The 20,013-nt window shown below is 64.4% G+C and carries 16 protein-coding genes; 5 read left to right on the plus strand and 11 right to left on the minus strand.

The window, feature by feature from the left end:
- Positions 1-14: 14 nt before the first annotated feature.
- The gene (locus M2320_RS10685) at positions 15-1,817 is read left to right on the plus strand and encodes an ATP-binding protein (protein WP_264597261.1); all 1,803 of its coding nucleotides are present in this window, start codon (positions 15-17) and stop codon (positions 1,815-1,817) included.
- Here the strand turns inward: M2320_RS10685 and M2320_RS10690 are convergent.
- The 8 genes from M2320_RS10690 to dapF all read right to left on the minus strand — a co-directional run bounded on the left by M2320_RS10690 (position 1,714) and on the right by dapF (position 10,096).
- Positions 1,714-3,906: a glycosyltransferase gene (locus M2320_RS10690; protein WP_264597262.1), complete on the minus strand. Its 2,193-nt coding sequence runs from the start codon at positions 3,904-3,906 to the stop codon at positions 1,714-1,716. The genes M2320_RS10685 and M2320_RS10690 overlap by 104 nt on opposite strands.
- A gap of 68 nt (positions 3,907-3,974) precedes the next feature.
- Positions 3,975-5,396, minus strand: a complete 1,422-nt coding sequence (locus tag M2320_RS10695) for a 4Fe-4S binding protein (RefSeq protein ID WP_425540674.1) — start codon at positions 5,394-5,396, stop codon at positions 3,975-3,977.
- 13 nt (positions 5,397-5,409) lie between these two features.
- Complete coding sequence (locus tag M2320_RS10700) at positions 5,410-5,757, minus strand: cupredoxin domain-containing protein (protein WP_425540672.1); 348 nt, start codon at positions 5,755-5,757, stop codon at positions 5,410-5,412.
- A gap of 46 nt (positions 5,758-5,803) precedes the next feature.
- Positions 5,804-6,343 (minus strand): iron transporter, encoded by a 540-nt coding sequence (locus M2320_RS10705; protein WP_264597264.1) that lies wholly within the window; start codon positions 6,341-6,343, stop codon positions 5,804-5,806.
- Between the two features lie 163 nt (positions 6,344-6,506).
- Entirely contained in the window at positions 6,507-6,770 is a 264-nt protein-coding gene (locus M2320_RS10710; protein ID WP_184426540.1) for a hypothetical protein, read from the minus strand.
- 65 nt (positions 6,771-6,835) lie between these two features.
- Positions 6,836-7,828 (minus strand): hypothetical protein, encoded by a 993-nt coding sequence (locus M2320_RS10715; protein ID WP_264597265.1) that lies wholly within the window; start codon positions 7,826-7,828, stop codon positions 6,836-6,838.
- Between the two features lie 140 nt (positions 7,829-7,968).
- On the minus strand, positions 7,969-9,219 hold the full coding sequence (mtaB, locus tag M2320_RS10720) for a tRNA (N(6)-L-threonylcarbamoyladenosine(37)-C(2))-methylthiotransferase MtaB (RefSeq protein WP_264597266.1): 1,251 nt from the start codon (positions 9,217-9,219) through the stop codon (positions 7,969-7,971).
- Positions 9,212-10,096, minus strand: a complete 885-nt coding sequence (gene dapF, locus M2320_RS10725; RefSeq protein ID WP_264597267.1) for a diaminopimelate epimerase — start codon at positions 10,094-10,096, stop codon at positions 9,212-9,214. Before dapF ends, mtaB begins: the two co-directional genes overlap by 8 nt.
- A gap of 104 nt (positions 10,097-10,200) precedes the next feature.
- Between dapF and M2320_RS10730 the strand changes: the two genes are divergently transcribed.
- Entirely contained in the window at positions 10,201-10,884 is a 684-nt protein-coding gene (locus M2320_RS10730) for a GyrI-like domain-containing protein (protein ID WP_264597268.1), read from the plus strand.
- Positions 10,885-10,918: 34 nt separating this feature from the next.
- Here the strand turns inward: M2320_RS10730 and leuB are convergent, their stop codons facing one another.
- The 3 genes from leuB to M2320_RS10745 all read right to left on the minus strand — a co-directional run bounded on the left by leuB (position 10,919) and on the right by M2320_RS10745 (position 15,869).
- The gene (leuB, locus tag M2320_RS10735) at positions 10,919-12,025 is read right to left on the minus strand and encodes a 3-isopropylmalate dehydrogenase (protein WP_264597269.1); all 1,107 of its coding nucleotides are present in this window, start codon (positions 12,023-12,025) and stop codon (positions 10,919-10,921) included.
- Between the two features lie 131 nt (positions 12,026-12,156).
- On the minus strand, positions 12,157-13,845 hold the full coding sequence (locus M2320_RS10740; protein ID WP_264597270.1) for a hypothetical protein: 1,689 nt from the start codon (positions 13,843-13,845) through the stop codon (positions 12,157-12,159).
- Positions 13,846-14,234: 389 nt separating this feature from the next.
- Positions 14,235-15,869, minus strand: a complete 1,635-nt coding sequence (locus M2320_RS10745) for a porin (RefSeq protein ID WP_264597271.1) — start codon at positions 15,867-15,869, stop codon at positions 14,235-14,237.
- An 833-nt stretch (positions 15,870-16,702) separates the two neighbouring features.
- Between M2320_RS10745 and M2320_RS10750 the strand changes: the two genes are divergently transcribed.
- The 3 genes from M2320_RS10750 to M2320_RS10760 all read left to right on the plus strand — a co-directional run bounded on the left by M2320_RS10750 (position 16,703) and on the right by M2320_RS10760 (position 19,771).
- Positions 16,703-17,512, plus strand: coding sequence for a hypothetical protein (locus M2320_RS10750; protein ID WP_264597272.1), 810 nt, complete (start codon positions 16,703-16,705; stop codon positions 17,510-17,512).
- A gap of 174 nt (positions 17,513-17,686) precedes the next feature.
- Positions 17,687-18,034, plus strand: coding sequence for a hypothetical protein (locus M2320_RS10755; RefSeq protein WP_264597273.1), 348 nt, complete (start codon positions 17,687-17,689; stop codon positions 18,032-18,034).
- 216 nt (positions 18,035-18,250) lie between these two features.
- Complete coding sequence (locus M2320_RS10760) at positions 18,251-19,771, plus strand: porin (protein WP_264597274.1); 1,521 nt, start codon at positions 18,251-18,253, stop codon at positions 19,769-19,771.
- The last annotated feature ends 242 nt before the right edge of the window (positions 19,772-20,013 follow it).

Raw genomic sequence — 20,013 nt, forward strand, 5'->3', positions numbered from 1 at the left:
ACGTTGCGACGCCCATGGCTCTTTCCATAGCATTGCTGGCCCTCGCCGCCCTGCTCGCGGGCGCGGCGGTTCTCGCCGTAAAACTGCGGCGCTGCGCCGCGCGGCTTCACGCGGCGGAACAGCGGCTGGAGTCCGCCCAGGACGAAGTCTGGGAGCTGAAATCCGCCGCCGCCGCGCGTGACAAGGCCGAAGCCGCGAGCGAAGCCAAGTCCCGCTTCCTCGCCACGGTCAGCCATGAGTTCCGGACGCCGCTCAACGGCATTTTGGGATTGGCGGAACTCCTGGCGGCCACGCCGCTGAACGCCGAGCAAGAATCCTATCTCGCCGCAATCCGCGCCTCCAGCGAAGCTCTGTCGTCGCTCATCAACGACATCCTCGATTTCTCCCGCCTGGAGGCGGGAAAGCTGGAGCTGCGCCCCGTCGAATTCGACCTTCCCGCGCTGATCGAAGGCGCGGTGGAGCTTTTGGCGCCGCGCGCGCAGGACAAGGGCCTGGAGATCTGCAGTTTTGTCGACAAGGACCTGCCGAGATTGGCGATCGGCGATTCCGGCCGGTTGCGGCAGGTGCTGATCAACCTCGTCGGCAATGCGGTCAAATTCACCGAATCCGGCGGCGTCGCGCTCGAAATCGGCGCGGGCGCCGAGGGCCGGCTGCGTTTTTCCATCCGCGACACCGGGCCGGGCGTGCGCGAATCGCAGCGCGCGACGATTTTCCAGGATTTCGAGCAGGGCGACGGCTCCGCCACCCGGCGCTATGAGGGAACCGGCCTGGGGCTGGCGATCTCGCGGCGGATCGTCGAGCAGATGGACGGCAGGCTTTGGCTGGAAAGCTCGGGGCCGCAGGGATCGCATTTCTGTTTTGAAATCCCGCTGGCGCGCGGCAAGTTCTCGCCGCGCGAGATCGGTCGGCGCCTTGCGGAGCGGCGCATCCTGATCGTCGGCGATGCGCCGTTTGGCGGCGAATTTCTGGCCCGCCGCCTCGCGGACGAGGGCGCGCGAACGCATGTCGCGCGCGACCAGGCGCGCGCCGCGTCTATGCTCGCGCAAAATTTCGACATCGTCATTTTCGACTGCTCGTTCGGCGAAAAAATCATCGGAGAACTCGCGGCGCTGTCGCGCCATTTCCCCGGCTGCAAGCGCGTGCTGCAATTCTCGCCGCTGGAGCGCCGCGCCTTCGGCGAGGCCATGCTCAAACATTTTGATGGCTGGCTGGTGAAGCCGGTGCGCCTGGAATCGGTCGCCAAGAAACTCGTCTACGCCACGGGCCGGGCGAACGCCGGCGAGGCCAGGAGCGCGGAAGCGCCGCCCCCCCTCCTCTACGGAAAAAACATCCTGTTGGCGGAGGACAATGACATCAACGCTTTGCTCGTCGAGCGACAGCTCGGCAGGCTCGGCGCCGTGTTTTTGCGCGCCCGCGACGGCGAGGAGGCGGTCGCCCTCATCGAGAACAGCCTGGACGGCCTGATCCCGCGCTTCACCGCCGTGCTCATGGACCTGCGCATGCCCAGGCTCGACGGTCTCTCCGCGGCGAAAATGATCCGCGCGATCGAACAGGCGCGGTTCGAAAAACCCGTGCCGATCCTGGCGCTGACCGCCAATGCGTTCGACGATGACCGCGAGGCCGCGCGGGCTGCGGGCATGCAGGGCTTTTTGACCAAGCCCGTCGACCTCTCATTGCTGGTCGGCGCCCTGGATCAGTTGGCCGTGGAACCCGTCAGCGCCAGCCCTGGACGTCCCGCAGCAGGCTCTTCCATTCCCGCAGCCGCTTGCGCTGATGGCGCCGCTGTCGCGGCAGCGGATACATCAGAAAGCGCTTGATCCGGCACAGCAAAATTTCGCGCTTGGCCGCCTTGATCAGCAGGCGGCGCGCGGCCTCGCGCGGCATGTCGAAGGGACAGACGTCGATCCGGTGTTCGACCACCACAGGCGGGACCGGCGGCGGCGGCGAGAACGCCAGATAGGCGAGAGGCGGCAATTTCGACACGTCCACCGCATTGCGCAGCATGTCGTGGACGAATTGGGCGCGCCGCGCGGGATCGCGGTCCTCCTTGACCATGGAGGCCGGGCGGTTGCGGTAGAAAAACAGCGCATCGGTCGTCACCAGCACGCGCACGTCGCGCTGCACCAGCCGCAGATAGAGCGACCAGTCCTCATAGGCGCGCATCGCCTCGGCATAGGGGTTTGCGCGCAAAAGCTCGGCGCGGATCAGCGCCGAGCAGGTCGAAAACCGGTTTTCCCGGACGCCGGCAAGCTTGGGCTCGCCGATGAACACGGCGAAATCGTCGAGATCGCGCGCCTCCCCCGGCGCCGGGATTTCCGCGACATGTTCGAAATAGGCGGCCTGGGTGACGACCATATCGAACTGTCTATGGCGTTCGAGCGCGCGCACGGCGAGGGCGATGAAACGCGGATCGATCACATCGTCGGCGTCGAGCGGCAGGATGTAGCGGCCGCGCGCGGCGGCGACGCCGAGATTGCGGACGGCGGACAGGCCAACATTGCCGGGCGATTCGATCAGCCGGAATTTTTCGTGCTGTTCACCGCGCAAACGCGCCAGCAATTTGGCCGAGGCCTCGTCGGTGGAGGCGTCGTCGATGACGATGATTTCGATGTTGTCATAATCCTGCGCGCGCAGGCAGGCGAGCGTGTCGGGCAGATAGTCCGCAAGATTGAAATGCGGAACGATCACCGACACCAGCGGCTTTTCGCCGTCTAACGGCGCTGTCGCGGCAACAAAGGGCGCCGCCGTCCAGGGCCAGGGATTGTTCGAAACCTCGACGGCGGAGAGCGGCTGCGGCAGCGCCAAAGCGCGTTGCAAGGCGCGGCCAAGGTTCAGCGCGCCGCCCTCGAATTTGATGCAGTTCACGCCGTCAATCCACGGCGTCCCCTCGCCGAAAGCCGGATTGTCGCGGTTGAGCACGGGAACGGCGCCGCGCCGCGACGCCTCATAGGCAGAGAGGCAGAATGCGTCGAAGACGCCGGGCGCGACAAAAATGCTGTGCGACAGGGCTTCCCCGGCGCGCGGCGGGACAAGATCGTAACGCGCCGCCAGTTTGGCCGGGATCAGCCGCAGCGCGGCCTCGCGGCAGATCGGATCGTCGCCCTCCGCTGGCGCCAAAAGCTGCGCCCTGCCGCGATAATCCGGATTCGTGTTGCAGAAGGCGGCGAAGCCGCGAATGAACAGATCGGGCCGATTCACGCCCTGCATCTCGGCGTCGAACACCACCGGCGTCTCGGGCGACGGCAGGAGGGCGTCCCCGCGCTCGGCCAGGACCGGGGGCGCGTGGAGCAGGACGCGCGGCGTCCATTCCTCCGTCGAAAACCCCAGCCATTTCGCGACATAGTCGGCGACGGGCGCGAGCGGGGCGACGATCACGTCGCAATCGCGCAGCGCCTTGCGCTCCTGATCGGCCAGCGCCAGCGACGGGCAGGCCCTGGCGGAGGACTGCTGATGCAGCAGCAGAGCGGTGGGGCCATAGAGCCGCACCGCGATCCGCGCGTCGCCAAGCGCGGCGGACAAATATTTCTCTTGAGTGGCGACGAAACCGAGGCCGCCCCGGTCGGGAAATTCGATGTAGTCGAGCGGCTGTTCCGCCGCCAGCCGACGCAAAACGCGGAACACGGCGGCGGAATTCCAGTGCCAGGGCGTGGTCTGCTGATAGATCCAGCGCGCCGGATGGCGCCCGCCGAAGTCGAACCGTCCGCTCTCGTCGTGAGAATCCACCAGGACCAGCCGCGCGCCCGGAAAATTTTGCGCGAATTCCGCGGTGTCCATGGCGACGTCGAGCGCGACCACAATGGCGCGGGCGCGATCCTGCGGGCTCATCGCTTTGAGCAGATTGTGCAGCGTGCGGCCGATTTCGCCCGCGGCAAAAGGAACGGAAGTGACGAAAACCAGCGCGCCCATGGAAAACTCCGCGCGCCCGGCAAACGGCGCCAGGTCGCGGCGCCCTCAATAGGTGGTTTTTGGCCAGCTCACCAGAGCCAGAACAGCATGATCCAGGCGCCGACCCCGGCGCCGATGGCGGCGAGCATCGGGACCATGGCGAGAGCGCGGCGCGGCGCGGCGGCGTAAAGGCCGCTCACCCGCCAGGCGAGGCCGGCGGCCCAAAGCCCGGCCCCCGCCAACAGGAACGCCCGGATTTGCGGCACGAAGGTCAGGCGCACCCCCTCCTGCTTGAGCAGGGTCACGGTCAGCGCGGACAGGCCGAGGAACACGCCGCAGGCCGCAACGGGAATCAGGCATTGGGCGAGATGGTGCAGCCGCGCCGAAATTTTGGCGGGGCCCAATGCGCGGGCGGCGAGCCCAAGGCAGGCCAGCAGAAAACCGCCCATCACGGCGGCGGTCCCGGCGACATAGGCGAGCAGCATGGCGCCGTCGAGCAGCGACATGGTGTCGTTCTGGTCGGGATAATTGGTCAACAGCCACCAGGGCGCGAGCGGCTTGAGCATCCAGACCGCGCCGAAATCCACCAGTTTTTCCGCGGCGATCTGCTTGGCCGCGACATACCAGGGGCTCGCCGACCAGTGGAACGCGCCGACCGCCACGCCCATCAGCCCGAACACGATCAGCGCCGTTTCCCAGGGCCGAGGGGTCTTGCCGGCGACATGGACGATTTCGCTGCCCGGCGCGCGGAACGACAGAGAGACCGAATCCTTGAAACCGGAGCAGCGGCCGCACATGTGGCAGGCGCTCGCCCCCTTCATGATCTTGACCGGCACCAGCGGCGCGCAATTGAGTTTCGGCGTCGGCGCGCCGCTCTCATTATGGGCATGCCAGGCCTGCTCATCCACCCTGAAATGGATCGGCGCCAGTTTGGAAAGCAGCCCGAACACGCCGGACACCGGGCAGAGATAGCGGCACCACACCCGCTTCGAGCGGCCCCACAAATAGCCGACGATGATGGCGGCGATTGTCGAGCCGCCGAGCACCAGCAAGGCCGGCGCGGCATATTGATAGACGCTGACCATCTGGCCGTAGATGGTGGTGAGCACGAAGGCCAGGAACGGCCAGCCCTTCCATGACAGCCAATGCGGCAGCGACAGGCCGCGGCCGTGTTCGCTCGCCACTTCGGTCAGCGCGCCTTCCGGACAGAACAGGCCGCACCAGACCCGGCCGACCAGCACCATGGACAGCAGCACGAACGGCCACCACACCCCCCAGAAGGCGAATTGGGCGAACAGGGTGAGGTTGTTCCAGAGATGGGCGTGGGATTCGGGCAGCGGCAGAAAGGCGGGTACCGCGACCAGCAGCAGGTAGAAGCCGACCACCACCCATTGCATGCGGCGGATGAGCGCCTGATGGCGCATCAAGACATTACCGAACCCGGCGAGCGCGCGGGCGGCGCCGCCTGTTCGGACGGGCGCCGGTGTCGCGTCTGGCTCGCGGATCGCCATGTTCATGACGGACTCATTTCGCCACAAGGATCGCCGGGGGCGCGTCGGGGTGGAAATCGTCGAAGAACGGATATTCGCCGGGATCGAGCGTGCGGAACACCAGCACGGATTCGGAGTCCGCGGCCAAGACCTTTTCCTTCTTCAGCTCCTTGCTCTCGAATTCCGCCGGGGTTTTTCCCACATTCTTCAGCTCAAGGCGGAAGCGGGTGTTGGCGGGCACTTCCAGCCGCCCCGGCGTGATCGCGCCGTCGTTGAACTCGATGCGAAACGTCGGGTCGTCCACCGCGCGCGCGGGCGCGAGAGCCACCAACGGCGCCAGCAAGCCGCAAACCAAAGCCAGCCCCAGTCCCCTCGCCCGCATCGTCATTCTCCGTTCAATCCTCATCCGCAAGCAGGATGCAGGCCAATCAATAGCCGCCCTTCTTGCCGATGCCGGCATAGGTAAACTCATAAACCGCCGTCTGCGGCTTGAACCATTCGCCGACGCCCGTCTCCTTGTCGGTGTGGCGGCCGAAATGGTTGTGCATGGACGAGTTCGGCGGCGAGATTTTCAGCGTCAGCTTATACTTGCCGGGGCCGAACATTTTGACGTTCTCGCCGTAATGCGGGCCGTCATTGGCGACCATGGGCATGAAATCGCCCTTCACCGTCTGGCCGTCGTCGAGCTTGGTCAGCTCAAAGGCGATGGCGAGATAGGGAATCCAGTCGCCTTCGGCAAAACCGTTGGGATTGCCCTTGGAGGCGTGAATGTCGGCCTCCAGATGCACGTCGGAGTCCTTGGCCGCGCGCATCATGCCTGGCGGGTCCATTTCGATCGGCTGGAGATAGACGGCGCCGACCTCCATGCCGCCGATCTGCTGTTTCTGCCCGACCGGATATTCCTTGGCGGAGGCCGCGCCCGCAAGAGCGAGGGCCGCGACAAGGGTGGAGGAGAATATTTTGCGCATTCGACAGGCTCCAGTCCAAAATTCCTGCCCGCAATCTCCGCGAGCGGAGCCGGCGGCGCAAAAGATTTTCGGCAGTTTAGAGGTTTTCTAATCTGATGGCGATGCGCTCCCAATAAAAAACCCCGCCGGATCGGGCGGGGTTTCTGACGTAGGTCCGCAGCGTTCAGCGCGGGGCCCAGCCGATGGGATCGCCGGGCGCCGGCAGAAGGCCCTGGTGGAGCTCGTCGCGCCGGGCCGCGCCGCCGGGCGCGGCATAATTCAGATTGGCGCTGTCGACGGCGTAAAGGTTCTGGGAGCCCACGGGCACGACATTGCCCGTGTCGAGGAAACTGCGGTGCTTCTTCACTTCGATCTGGTGGCTTTGCGCCAAGGCGGCGGTCGCGCCCAGGCTGGCGACGGCCGCCACGACTAAAACGGAAATGCGCATGGGACACTCCTGCTGCGAATGCTCAACTTTACTGCTTCGATGGGTCAAGCGATAGCCGACGCCTTTCATTTTCTTCGCACCGTGTCCGCGCAGGCACGGCTTTTCCGGCCGCCGGCAGCGCCGAAGAAATCTGCGAGTTCAAGATCCTGTCCCGCCGCCACCAGATCGAGCCGGTCGAGGGCGCAGGCCAGATCGGCGGCGGCGAGCTTGTCCTCGCCGGCGCCGCACATCAGGCCGCCCAGGGTCAGGGCGGGTTTTTCCAGCGCGAGGCGAAAACCGCGACAATTGCCGCGTTTCATGTTCCCGGCCCCGGAAAGCTCCAGACCGCCCGATTCGAAATCGCCGAAGCGGGTGGACAGGGCCTGGGGAAGCTCCGCTTGCAGGACGCCGAGGCCAGAGGCGGCGGCGCGGCGCGCCATATCGACGAAATAGACGGCGTCGACGACCTCCTCCTCGCCCTGGCGATAGACGTTCAGGCGCAAAAACGGTTTGGCACCGCCGAATTGGCCGAAGGTCAGGACATCCTCGCGGCCGCCGCCCGGCGCATGGCGGCGCGCCGTATAGACGGGCTGGCCGAGACTCGGGGCGAGCAGTTCAAACAAAGGATAGGGTTTGGCGATATCGACCCAGGTCGCGGGAGGCGCCGGCGCGACCGCCGGCTCGACCGCGACCGGCCAGTCGCGCAGCAGACCCGCCGCGCCCAGCGCGAGCAGGAGGCCGAGCAGGCTTTTGAGCGCCAGCCCGCGCCTTGCGGCCAGGACGCCGAACGCCGATTGGCCCAGCTTGACGGCGAAGGCGATGGCGTCCTCCGCCTTCGCCGGCGCGGGCGCCGCACGCGGAGCGACGAATCTTTCGCCGCGCTGCGGCGGCGGAACCGGGGGACGCCTGACTTCCGCGACAGGTTCGGGCGGGTCGCTCCAGTTGCGTCTCAGATCGACGCCGAGGTCGCGCACCCTCTGGCGCAAGAGGTCGATGTCCGATCGCTCGCCCGGTCGCCGGCGCGGCGTCTCCAGGCCCAGGAACGGTGCGTTGTCGCCATGAAAAAGAGTGTCCGCCATCGGTCTCCTTCGCGCGAGAGGCGCGCTCCGAACACAGCCAGTGTGCGGCGAAGGAGCGGAGGTCTGGTTACCGACGACCAAGCTTCTGGATTCATGATGAATCCGGTGTTAGGCGCCTTTTTGGGCCCGAATGTTTCCGGTCAGGACAGATTGAGGTCGAGGGAGCCGCCGGAACAGCCGATCACGTCGGCCTTGAACAAACGACCGGGCTCGACGCCCGGCGTTTTCGCCGGGGTGAAATCGGCGGCCCGCCCCATGCCGCCGCGCTCCGCGAGAATTTGGACGCGTCGCCCCACCTGTTGGGCCAGATGGCGCGCCAACGCCCTGTCCCCCTGCGCCCGCAGATGTGCGGCGCGGGCCTTGATCAGGGCGGAGGGAACCGGCTTCATCCGCGCCGCCGGCGTCCCCGGCCGCGCGGAAAACGGGAAGACGTGGAGGAAGGCTAGGCCGCAGTCCTCGACCAGCGCCAGGCTGCGGGCGGCGGCCTCATCATCCTCGGTGGGAAATCCGGCGATCAGATCGGCCCCAAAGGCCATGTCGGGGCGCTTGTCCCGCAGGCCCGCGCAAAAATCGACGGCCTGCGCCCGGCTGTGACGCCGTTTCATCCGCTTGAGGATGAGGTCGTCGCCGGATTGCAGGGACAGGTGCAGATAGGGGGTCAGCCGCTCGTCGTCGGCAAAGGCGGCGGTGAGATCGTCGTCGGCCTCGATGCAATCGATCGACGACAGCCGCAGGCGCGGCAATTTCGGCAGTTCCCGCAACAGCAGGCGCACCAGACGCCCGAGCTTGGGCGCTCCCGCGAGGTCGCCGCCCCAGGAGGTGAGGTCGACGCCGGTGAGAACCAATTCCTTGTGGCCGGTTTCGACGAAACGCCGGGCCTGCGCCAAAACCTCGTCCTCGGCGACGGAGCGCGAGGGGCCGCGCCCCCTTGGGATCACGCAAAAGGTGCAGCAATGGTCGCAGCCGTTTTGGACGGCGAGAAAGGCGCGTGTGTGGCCTTCAAGCGCCGAGAGCAGCGGCGCCGGCGCATTGCCGCGCCGAACCTCCGCAATCGCGCCGACATTTTCGCGCGAGGTAAAATGGTCCCAGCTCTTGGCGATGGTTTTTTCGGCATTGCCAAGCACATGCGCCACTTCGGGCATGTCGCCAAAAGTTTTCGGGTCGATCTGCGCGGCGCAGCCGGTGACGACAATGCGCGCCTCCGGCTTTTCGCGGGCGATGCGGCGGATCGCCTGACGCGCCTGTCGCGTCGCCTCGGCGGTGACCGCGCAAGTGTTGACGATCACCACGCCCTTTTCGGCGCCCTGCGCGGCCAGCGACCGGACCACTTCGGATTCCACCATGTTGAGACGGCAGCCGAAGGTGACGATCTCGGGACCGTCGTCAGCCATTTTCACCCGCGAAAACGGCGGCGTCGAGCGTTTGCGAAAACTCTGCTTCGACCGGGCCGGTCATTTCGACGTGGTCGTCGGCCTCACGCCAATGGATGAGCAGATCGCCCCCGGGCAGCGAAATTTTGGTGCGACGCCCGGACAGACCGGCGCGCGCGGCGGCGACCCCGGTGGCGCAGGCGGCGGTGCCACAGGCCAGCGTCAGCCCGGTCCCCCTCTCCCAGACTTTTAGGCGGATATGATCGGCGGTCAGCGGCTGGGCGAGCGAGATATTCGCCCTTTCCGGGAACATCGGGTCATGTTCGAGCCGGGGGCCGATCACCTCGAGGTTGAAGGCGTCGATCGCCTCGACGAAGAAAATGGCGTGCGGATTGCCCATGCTGACGCAGGAGGCCGGCGGGAGACCAAAATGGCCCAGTTCGACCGCGGCGGTCTCCGCCTCGCGCGCCAGCGGAATGTCCCGCCAGCCCAGGCGCGGCGCCCCCATGTCGACGGTGTAGGACAGCGCGCTCTCGCGAGAAACCTCAAGCTTGCCGGCGGAGGTGGCGAGGCGCAATTGCGTCGCCCCGGTCCGTTCCGCGAGATAATGCGCGACGCAGCGCGTGCCATTGCCGCAGGAGGCCGACAGCGAGCCGTCCTGATTGAAAATGGTCATGAAGGCGGTTTCGCCGGGCTCGGAGGGGTCGCCCAGAACCATCAACTGGTCATAGGCGAGGCCCGGCGCCCGCGCCAGGGCGCGCGCATCTTCCGCGCGTGGCAAAAAACCGGCGCCGCGCAGGTCGAGCACCAGTATGGCGTTGCCGGCGCCGTTCATCTTGTGAATCTCGCGCCCGACCAAAGGATTTTCCGCAAATGCGGTGAGAGGCGCCTGATCCATGCTTGCTCGCCATTCATGTCCGGTTTAGGCGGTATATAGGAGAAAAGACGGCGCGGAGCCAGAGACTGCCGCCGTTGCATTTCGACGATTGTTTGGAGCTTGCCATGAAGACCGGCCACTTTGCTTCCTGCCGCGCGCCCCTGCTCGCCTGCATGGCGCTGGCCGTCGCCATGACCGCGAGCGTCGCGGAAACGCCAGCCCCGCCGGCGCCGGCAACGCCCGCGCCCACGCCGGCCCCTGCGGCGCCGGCGCCCGCCGCCCCTGCTCCCGCGGCTCCTGCCCCCGCGACGCCCGCCGAGGCCGCAGCGCCTCACGCCGCCGCGGAGATGGAAACGCTGAAGCCCGCCGACCTCGCTCCCCGTCCGGCGCTGGTCATCCACAGTTCGGCGAATTGGGAAGACGGCTATGCGAAAATCCGCGAGGGTATCGAAAAACTGCGCGCCGCCGCGCAAAAGGCCGGCTTGAAGCCGGTCGACCATGGCATGGCCGCCTTCACCGAGACCGACGACGCCGGCTTCAAATTCGACGCCATCTTGCCGGTCGAGCCCGGCGCCAAGCCGAGCCTGCCCGAAGGAATCATTTTGGGTGAATCGCCGGCCGGCAAGGCGATCAAATTCACTCACACCGGCAGCTACGACGACATCGACACGACTTACGACGCCATCACCGCCTATCTCGACGAAAAGGGGCTGGAGGCGACCAACATCTATCTCGAGGACTATCTGGTCGAGGGCAAGGACGCCTCGGATCAGGCGCTCAAGGCCGATATCTACGTGTTCCTGAAGTAGAAATGGAAAGGGCGGCTCGCGCCGCCCTTGATTTTTAGATCGCCTTCTTCAGCGCATTGGCGATGGCGTCGCCCATCGCCGAGGTCGAGATGCTCGACGCCGCCTGACCCTTGATGTCGGCGGTGCGCAGGCCCTGGGCGAGCACATCGGAAATCGCCTTCTCGATGAGGTCGGCCGCTTCGATCAGGCCGAAGGAATAGCGCAAAGCCATGCCGAACGAGCCGATCATGGCGATCGGATTGGCGATGCCCTTGCCCGCAATATCCGGGGCCGAGCCGTGCACGGGCTCATACATGGCCTTGCGCTTGCCATTGGCGTCGGCCTCGCCGAGCGAGGCGGAGGGCAGCATGCCCAGCGAGCCCGTGAGCATGGAGGCGACGTCCGACAGCATGTCGCCAAAAAGGTTGTCGGTGACGATCACGTCGAACTGCTTGGGCCAGCGCACCAGCTGCATGCCCAAAGCATCCGCCAGCATGTGCTCGAGCTGCACGTCGGCATAGCTCTTCTTGTGGACGTCGGTGACCACTTCCTTCCACAGCAAGCCGGACTTCATCACATTGTGCTTTTCGGACGACGTCACCTTGTTGCGCCGCTTGCGCGCCATCTCGAAGGCCACGGCGGCGATGCGTTCGATCTCATAGGTTTCGTAGACCTGCGTATCCACGGCGCGCTTCTGGCCGTTTGGCAGATTGGTGATTTCCTTGGGCTCGCCAAAATAGACGCCGCCGGTCAGCTCGCGCACGATCATGATGTCGAGGCCTTCGACCAGCTCGCGCTTGAGCGAGGAGGCCTCGGCCAGAGCCGGATAGCACAAGGCCGGGCGCAAATTCGCGAACAGCCCCAAATCCTTGCGAAGCCGCAGCAGACCCGCCTCCGGGCGCACGTCATAGGGAACATTCGCCCATTTCGGCCCGCCCACGGCGGCGAGCAGCACGGCGTCGGCGGCCTGCGCCCGCGCCATGTCGGCTTCCGAGATCGCCAGGCCATGCGCGTCATAGGCGGAGCCGCCGACCAGCCCCTTTTCGAACTCGAATTTGGCGAGACCGGCGTCCGAGACGACCTTGGCGACCTTCTCGACTTCCGCCGTCACTTCCGGCCCGATGCCATCGCCGGGAAGCAGGAAAATATTATAGCTCGCCATCATCAGCCTCATTGTTGGGGAATCTGGCGGTTTTGCTAAACTTCGGTCGCCAGCTTGGCAAGAATGAATAGCGGCTCAAAACAAGATCGCGCGAGCAAAAGCTCGCGCGATCCGATCTCTTGTCCGGCGCGTCAGAAGCGGTAGCGCGCGCCGACCGTGGGCGAGAATATGTTGGTGTAGATGTAGCCCGACGCCATGCCGCCGCTGAGCGCTTCCACGTTCAAGCCGCCGTAAACGTCGAACCGCTTGGTGAAGTGGTAGTCGACGAACAACGAGCCTTGATCGAGATCGCCGGCGCAGGTGTTGCTGCGCGGATTGCTGCCGGCGCCCGCGGGATTGAAACGGGCGAGATTGCAGGTCGCCAGGCTGAGCGAGGTCGGCGCGCCCGGCGTGCCCGCCGCGTAACCGAACGCGTTCTGATGGACATGCTCGTAGACGCCGATGATTTCCGTCTTTTCGTTATAGGCGTAGCGGAAGCCGACCCAGAACGTGTCCTGCAGGCGCGCGTGCGGAAAGGCCGCGTTGTTGGCCGAACTCAGGATATAGCCGCCCTGGTCGTTGGTGGCCCCGATGCCCAGCGGATTCTTCGGGTTATGCGCGATCGTGTGCGACCAGCCGCCGTAGAGTTTCCATTGATCCCAGGTGTATTTGAGTCCCAGGGCGCCGCCGGTCATGTCGGAGACCGTCGCCGCCAGCGTGTTGGCGTTGGAATTGCTGGTGCTCGTGACCACGGCGCCGGTGGGCGACGTGTAGGAGTCCGCGCCGGCGAACTGCGCCGCCGTCAGCGGGCTGCCGACATAGGTGCCCTGATTGAAATAACCCAGCATGCCGTCCATGCTGAATCCGCCGTAGTCGCCGCCCAGCGAGACCTGGCCCGCGTCATTGTGCGTCGCGAAGCACTCTTGCGTCGTTCCCGCCGGCTTCAATCCGGTCGAGCTCAGATAATTGCAGCCGCCATTGCCATCCACGAACTTGTACATGGCGGCGAAGCGGACGGATTCGTACTGGATCCGGTATTTCAGCGAATTGTCCCAGCGGCCGGTTTCGGTCACGCCCTGGCCGGACACGTAGGTTCCCGAGGAGCCGATGATCGAAAAGGCGGAGCTCACGCCGGTGGGGTCATAGGCGCTGAGCAGGTCGCTCGAAAGGTTGCGATGACGGCCAAAGGTCAGCTGGCCGTAAGTCTTGCTGGAAAAACCGACGTAAAGCTGGTCGCTGAACGCCTGACCGCCGCGCGCGCCGTCCAGCGCGATCGAATAATTGCGGTAGTTCAGGCCGTTGTTCATGATGATCGCGCCCGGGCTGTTCTGGATCGTGCCGGAATGCGGATTGAACAGGGTCGACGCCTGGAACACGCCCGCAAGCCCGGGCAGCAGTTCGGTCTCGCCCTTCACGCCGATGTTCGACAGTTGCAAGCCGTTCGGGGCAAGCCCCCATTGCGCGTGCGACGCCTTGGGCTGAAGCATCTCGCTGCCGTAGTAATATTTCGAATTGAGCGGCAGGCCGTGGCTGGCGTAGCCGAAGCCCATATCGACCGCGCCGAACAGGGTCAGGCCCTTCCACGTGATGGGACCGTCGCCGGCGAGGGCGGCGACCGGAGCCTTGGCCGCCTGGGCGAGGAAATCGGACGAGGCCGGCGCGGCTTGAGCCGCCGTTGGCTGTTCGAGCGCGCTCAGGCGCTCGGCAAGACGGGCGTTTTGCTGTTTCAGCGCTTCCGTCTGCTCTTTCAACGTCGCGACGTCCGCGCTCTCGGCGCGCGCCGCCCCCAAGGACGCCAGCAACGCGATCGCGGCGACCGAGCCGGTCCATTTGCTCGTCATCTGATAATCCCCCAATTTTAAAGCGGTGAATCAGCGCGCTTGGCGGGGCCATTCCGCATTATTACTCGCCGATACACATTTATTCATGGGTTACTTGAGCGAGGCTGTTCAGAACAGGGCAAATTTCGTCCCCAAAGCCAAAAAAACAGGCGCCAGAAGCATGAAGGAGAAAGATACATTTTTAATATCAATAGGTTAATATGATGCGCCAGGATGCGCGCGCGGCTTATGTAATGCGTCTTCTTATTCGTCTGTTGCATTGATGCAACAGAGTTGGTCGCGAGTCACCGGACCGGGGGCCACACACCAGCCAAACGCTTGGTCAACAACAAAAATCCCGCGAGCCGAAGCTCGCGGGACGATTCGCATCCAGTCTGGTCTTGTCGCGATCAGAAGACGAAGCGCGCGCCGACCGTCGGGGACCAGTTGGTGGTGTAGAAGAAGCCAGAGGCCATGCCACCGTTGAAGCTGTTGAACAGCACGCCACCGTACACGTCGAAGCGCTTGGTGAAGTGGTAGTCGACATACACCGAACCGGAGTCGATCGAGCCCGCGCAGGCGCCCGAACGAATGGCGGCGCCGGTCGTCGTATTGACGCGAGCCTGGCCGCAGGTGGCGAGCTGGGTCGGCGAACCATAGGCGTTCTGCCAGTAGTGCTGGTATTCCGCCACGATATCGGTCTTGGGATCATACGCATAGCGCGTACCGAACCAGATGCCGTCGAGCAGCTTCGCGCGATAGTAGGCGTTGTTGGTGACCGAGCTCAGGATATAGCCGCCCTGATCGTTCTGAGCGCCAACGCCGACCGGATTGGAGGGGTTGTGCAGAATGATGTGCGACCAGCCGGTGTAGAGCTTCCACTGGTTCCAGGTGTATTTGGCGCCGATCGCGCCGCCGGTGGCGTCAGCAATCGTACCAGCCAAGGTGTTGCTGAGATTGTTGCCGATCGTGGTGACCGCCGCGACGCCGGGCTTGTTGGTGGTGAAGGACTGGCGGCCAGCGGTGTAGTCCGCCGAACCGATCGGGCTGACGGAGGTCGCCTGGTTGTAGTAGCCGATCACGCCGTCGATGTCGAAGCCGGCATAGCTGGCGCCGAGATCGAACTGAGCGGCGTCGTTATGCGTGGTCAGGTTGCCGCCGGCCAGGTTGGAGCCCGAATTGCCATCGGCGAACTTGTACATCGCGCCGAAGCGAACCGGGCCGTAAGAGACCTTATACTTGAACGAATCGTCCCAGCGGCCGTTTTCGGTGAAGGCCTGGCCGGAAACGAGCGTGCCCGAATATCCCATCGCCGAGAAGGCGGAGGCGCCGCCGGTGGCGTCATAGGCGCCGACCAGATCGGTGGCGAAGCTGCGGTGACGACCGAAGGTCAGCGTGCCGAATTCCTTGGAGGACAGACCGACATACAATTGGTCGTTGAAGGCCTGACCGCCACGCGAGCCGTCGCCGACGTTCGACCAGTTGAACGGGCTCAAGCCGTTAACCGACGTAAGCGAGCCGGGCGCGTCGGCCAACTGGCCGGACTGCGGGTTGATGTTGGTCGAGGCCATGAACACGCCGGACAGGCCGGGCAGAATTTCGGTCTCGCCCTTGACGCCGAGGGTCGAGGTCGACAGGCCGTTCGGGTTGAAGCCGAAATAGGCGCTGCGCGCCTTGGCGTTCAGAAATTCGTTGCCGAGGTAGAACTTGCTGTTCAGCGGCAGGCCGTGGGTGTTGTAGTTCAGGCCGCCGTCGATGGCGCCGAACACGCAGACGCCCTTCCAGCAGATCGGGCCGTCATCGGTGAGGACCGGCAGCGGGCCCTTGGTCACCTGGGCGAGGTAATCGGTCGGGGAAGCGGCGGCTTCGCCGGTCTGCTGCGCTTCCAGCTTGTTCAGGCGCTGTTCGAGAGCGGCGTTCTGCTTCTTGAGTTCGGCGGCCTGGGCCTTGAGGGCCTTCACATCGGCTTCCTCGCCGGCATAGGCGACGGAGCTCGCGGACATCAACGCGAGGACGGCGGCCGCTGCCATCAAATGGTTCTTCATTTCGGTCTCCACATCCAGGGTCAAAGGCCGTTCGAGACGCAAACACGTCGCGGCAACCTGAAACTACGAGGCGCGCTTAACCCCTCAAGCGCGGCTGTCACAACGAATAAAATCGGCTTTATTTTTTGGCAACGATCCTCCGCCTCGAAAGGGGCCCGGCAGCGCCGTTTGTCCGCCCCTGTTCCAAATTTGCCACAACTTTTGGGCGTTTGTGACAGTTCAAAGCAAGAAGGATCGACTTTGGGCTGATACATCCGACGTTATGTCGCGGTGCAATATTGAGTGGACGTCCCTCTCGTTAGGTGAGGTTCATAATCGGATGCATGAAGAGCGACGGCCTGCACATCATCCGAAAATGACCGAGGGCGGTGCATCCAGTCCAAGAGCAAGGCGCTTCTGCGCGCGACGAGACGCGCTCCGGCCGCTGGTCAATTTTCTCCATGCATACCGACCACAGCGACGTGACTAAATGGCAACTTAGACTTGCTATTCGACAATAGGGGATAATCTCACCTGTGCCATGGGGGAGCCAACTGTTAAGCTCACTCCAGTTTTCTAGATCCGGCCCCGTTTGGAGTAGATCATGCGCCTTTCGCCTCTCCTTATGCTCGGAGCGACGCTCGCGTTCTGCGCTCGGCGACGCGCCAATCCTGAATCTTTCAGTCTCGACGCTGGCGCGGCGCGCTCCAAACAGCAAAGGCCTGAGCCACACCTGGGTTTTTTTGGGCTCTTACAGGTCGAGGTCGAGTCCTAGGATGTCACTTCGCCAAACACGCCCGTCGCCAGCAAGCCGCGGGCGCCTGCGGCTTGCCGCGCACATCCTGGCGCCCGGCATGCTGCTTTTCCCGTTAGCTCTTGCTCCGGCCTCCGCGCAGCAGGCGCCCGACCCCGATCCGCCGATGTCGACCGGCGCCCCGGAGAGCGATTTCGTCAAGCCGCGCAATCTGTTCCAGATCGCCCCGCAATATCAGATCCAGGACGCCGACCCGAGGAACGTCGCCACTTATACGTTGCGGATGCGGATGGACCGCCGCGTCGAACTCGACGCGGGCTGGACTCTGGGCCTGCGCGCCGACGCCCGGCTGATCGACAAGAATCCGATCAATTCGGCAAACCCCACGGGCGAATTCATCAGCGGGCTCGGCGACACCGACGCGCAAGCCGCGCTGGTCCGGCAATTGGACGATCGGGTGCGGGCGGGCGTCGGCGTCCGGATCTATGCGCCGACCGGCGGCGACCAGTTCGGCTCGGGAAAGTGGCAGGTCATGCCCGGGGCCGCCATCCGCTACGACCTGCCGGAGATCAGCGCCGCGAGTTATTTCGAGCCGCTGGTCCGCTATGCGCAAAGTTTCGCGGGCGATCCGAACAGAAGAACCATCAGCAACTTGCAGCTATCCCCCACTGTCAATTTCGGATTGCCGAACCGCTGGTTTTTCGTGCTTTATCCCAGTCCAGAAATTCGCTTGAATTTCGGCGATCCGCTCAACGGCCAGACCGGTCGCCTGTTCCTTCCCCTCGACTTTAAAATCGGCAAGAATATCAACGACCAGTTCACCATCTCCGTGGAAGCGTCCGCCCCCATCGTCCGGAACTATCCCGTCTACAACTTCAAGACGGCGCTTTACATCGACGTGAGGTATTGACGGACGATCGCCTGTGGCGACGCGCTCCCCTCGCGGAATGTCCGGGAATGCGTCGGCGCACGCGCTCCAGGCGCGCGATCGCCATGGACGCGTTCGTCGCGGCCGGTGTATTCTGCCGCAAGCGAACGACCGGCGCGATGAGCTGTCCCGTCCGCTGTTGCGCGAGAGGTTTGCATGTCCTCGTTCGAATTTCCCAAGGTCCGACGGATCCGCCTGTTCGCGCCGATGCTGCTGCTGGCGTCCGCCTGCGCGGCGAGCGCCGGGTCTGGCGAGGTGAGAAGCGTCGGCGGCGTGGCCTTCTTTCGCGGCGATCCCGGGCCCATCGATCCCGGACCTTACTGGACGTCCGGCCAGTACAAATATGATCCCGACGGCAATATGGACTTCAACCGCGGCAGCCACCCCAACACGGTTTTTGGCGAGCACACCGGGGCGGCCAATTGCGTTTTCCGCACCAGGGTGGTGATCGACGACTGGGACCGCCGCCATCCCTATGTGCGGGTGTGCCGCCGCCCGGAATAATCCTCGCATGTTTTGACGCGCGGCTCCTGCGGGCTTTGGCGTGACGTTCCGCCGCATCGCCGCGCGAGGCGGCGACGAAAGCCCCCGGTTTGCCTGGCGTGTTATGACTAGGAGTCGCCAGGCGCGTTGCGGCCGGAAGACCCGCATTGTTAAGCCTCGACATAATATGAGTTTTTATATAGAGTTTATGGAGTCGATAATCGAAGAGAGGGTCCGGTGACCGATCCGCATGACAAAACGCTCCCCCGCGCCCGCGCCGCGGCCCTCGTCGCGTTCGCCTGCGCGGCGATCTCCAACGGCGGCGCGCAGGCCGCCGAGGGCGTCGCGGCCTTGACGGCCGAGATCACCGAATTGACGAAAGCAAACGCCGCGCTGGAGCGCCGTCTCGATGCGCTGGAGCCGCAGCCGGCGCCGTCCTTCGCGGACTATCTCGCCAGCGCGGCCCAAGCCCCCGCGGCGGCCTTGCAAACCGGCGGCCCCCTCACGTTCAAGGGCGTCACGATCTTTGGCGCTCTCGACGCCGGCGTGGCCTATCAAAGTCGCGGCGTCCCCATGAACGGCGCCTTTCCGCAAGGGATTGAATATGGCGTCAGCAAGAACAGCGACAAGCCAGGGTTTCGGCTCGCCCCCGGCGGCATGGGCTATTCCGGCATTGGCGTCAAAGGTTCCGAGCAACTCCTTCCGGGACTTGCGGGCGTCTTCGCCGCCTACACCAATTTCAACCCGCTGTCCGGCCAATTGAGCAACGGACCCGCCTCCCTGGTCCAGAACAACGGGCTCCCCCTCACCGCGCAGAGCGCCAATGGGGATTCGCGCAGCGCCGGACAGGCTTTCAACGATTACGCCTATGTCGGCTTGTCCTCGGAGCGTTTCGGCGTGCTGACCTTCGGCCGCCAGCGCACGCTGACCACGGACGACCGCTCCGCCTATGATCCGATCGCCAGTTCTCTGGCCTTTTCGCTGCTCGGCTACAGCAGCACGCTGTCAAGCGGCGACACCGAAAACTCCCGCTTCGACGAAGCCGTCAAATACCGTGTGACCTACGGTCCGGTCCGGTTCGGCGCGATCTACAAATTCGCCCCGTCGGGAACCGGCGCCGGTCAGACCAGCGCCCCGACCTATCAATTGTCCACGGGCTTCGATTACGACGCTCTGTCCTTCGACGCCACCTACAGCCATGTCAGCGGCGCCATCACCCTGTCCTCGCTGAGCGCGGCGCAGGTCGCGACCAAGCCCGCCCAAAGCCTGGCCGCCACGATTTCCGACAACCAGGCGGTCCTGGTTTCGGCGAAATACACGACAGGCCCCCTCAGGCTCTACGTCGGCTACGAGTACTATATCTATTCGGATCCGAAGACGCCGCTGCTCGCGCCCTACACGGATTACAACGGCTATCTGATCAGCGTCGCGACCAATAACGCCTATCAGTACCATCACAAGGTCATGCAGCTGTTCTGGACCGGTTTCAGATACGCTTACGATCCGAAAATCGACATCAGCCTCGGCTATTACCTTCTGGGTCAAAACAGCTACGGAAAGCAAAATTGCTGGTCGACGAAGGCTTCGACCTGCGGCGGCGCCGAAAACGCTCTGGGCGCCGTTGCGGAATACCATTTCAACCGCCAACTCAAGGCCTATGGCGGCCTGATGTACACCGTGGTGACCAACGGCATGGCGAGCGGCTTCCTCCACGCCAATTCCGTGGATCCGACCGTGGGGATGCGCTACGAATTCTAAGGCCCGTCCAGTGAACTCCCGTTGACCGAACCGGCGTCCACTTCGCTCGAAAATGCGCAAGTACGCGTTGCGCCAAACGCGCACTCGTTATTTGTTTTAACGCATTTTCTTCACGCGAACCGGCGTCCAGTTCGCTCGAAAATGCTCTAGAGCGGATTCGACTTAATCCGGATCATATCCTGCTGCGGCGAAGAAATTGGCGCACTCTTGCGGCGTGAAAGCTGACAGGAGCGCGCCTATCG

Origin of the sequence: Rhodoblastus acidophilus (assembly GCF_025961575.1) — a bacterium.
Classification (GTDB): Bacteria; Pseudomonadota; Alphaproteobacteria; order Rhizobiales; family Beijerinckiaceae; genus Rhodoblastus; species Rhodoblastus acidophilus_C.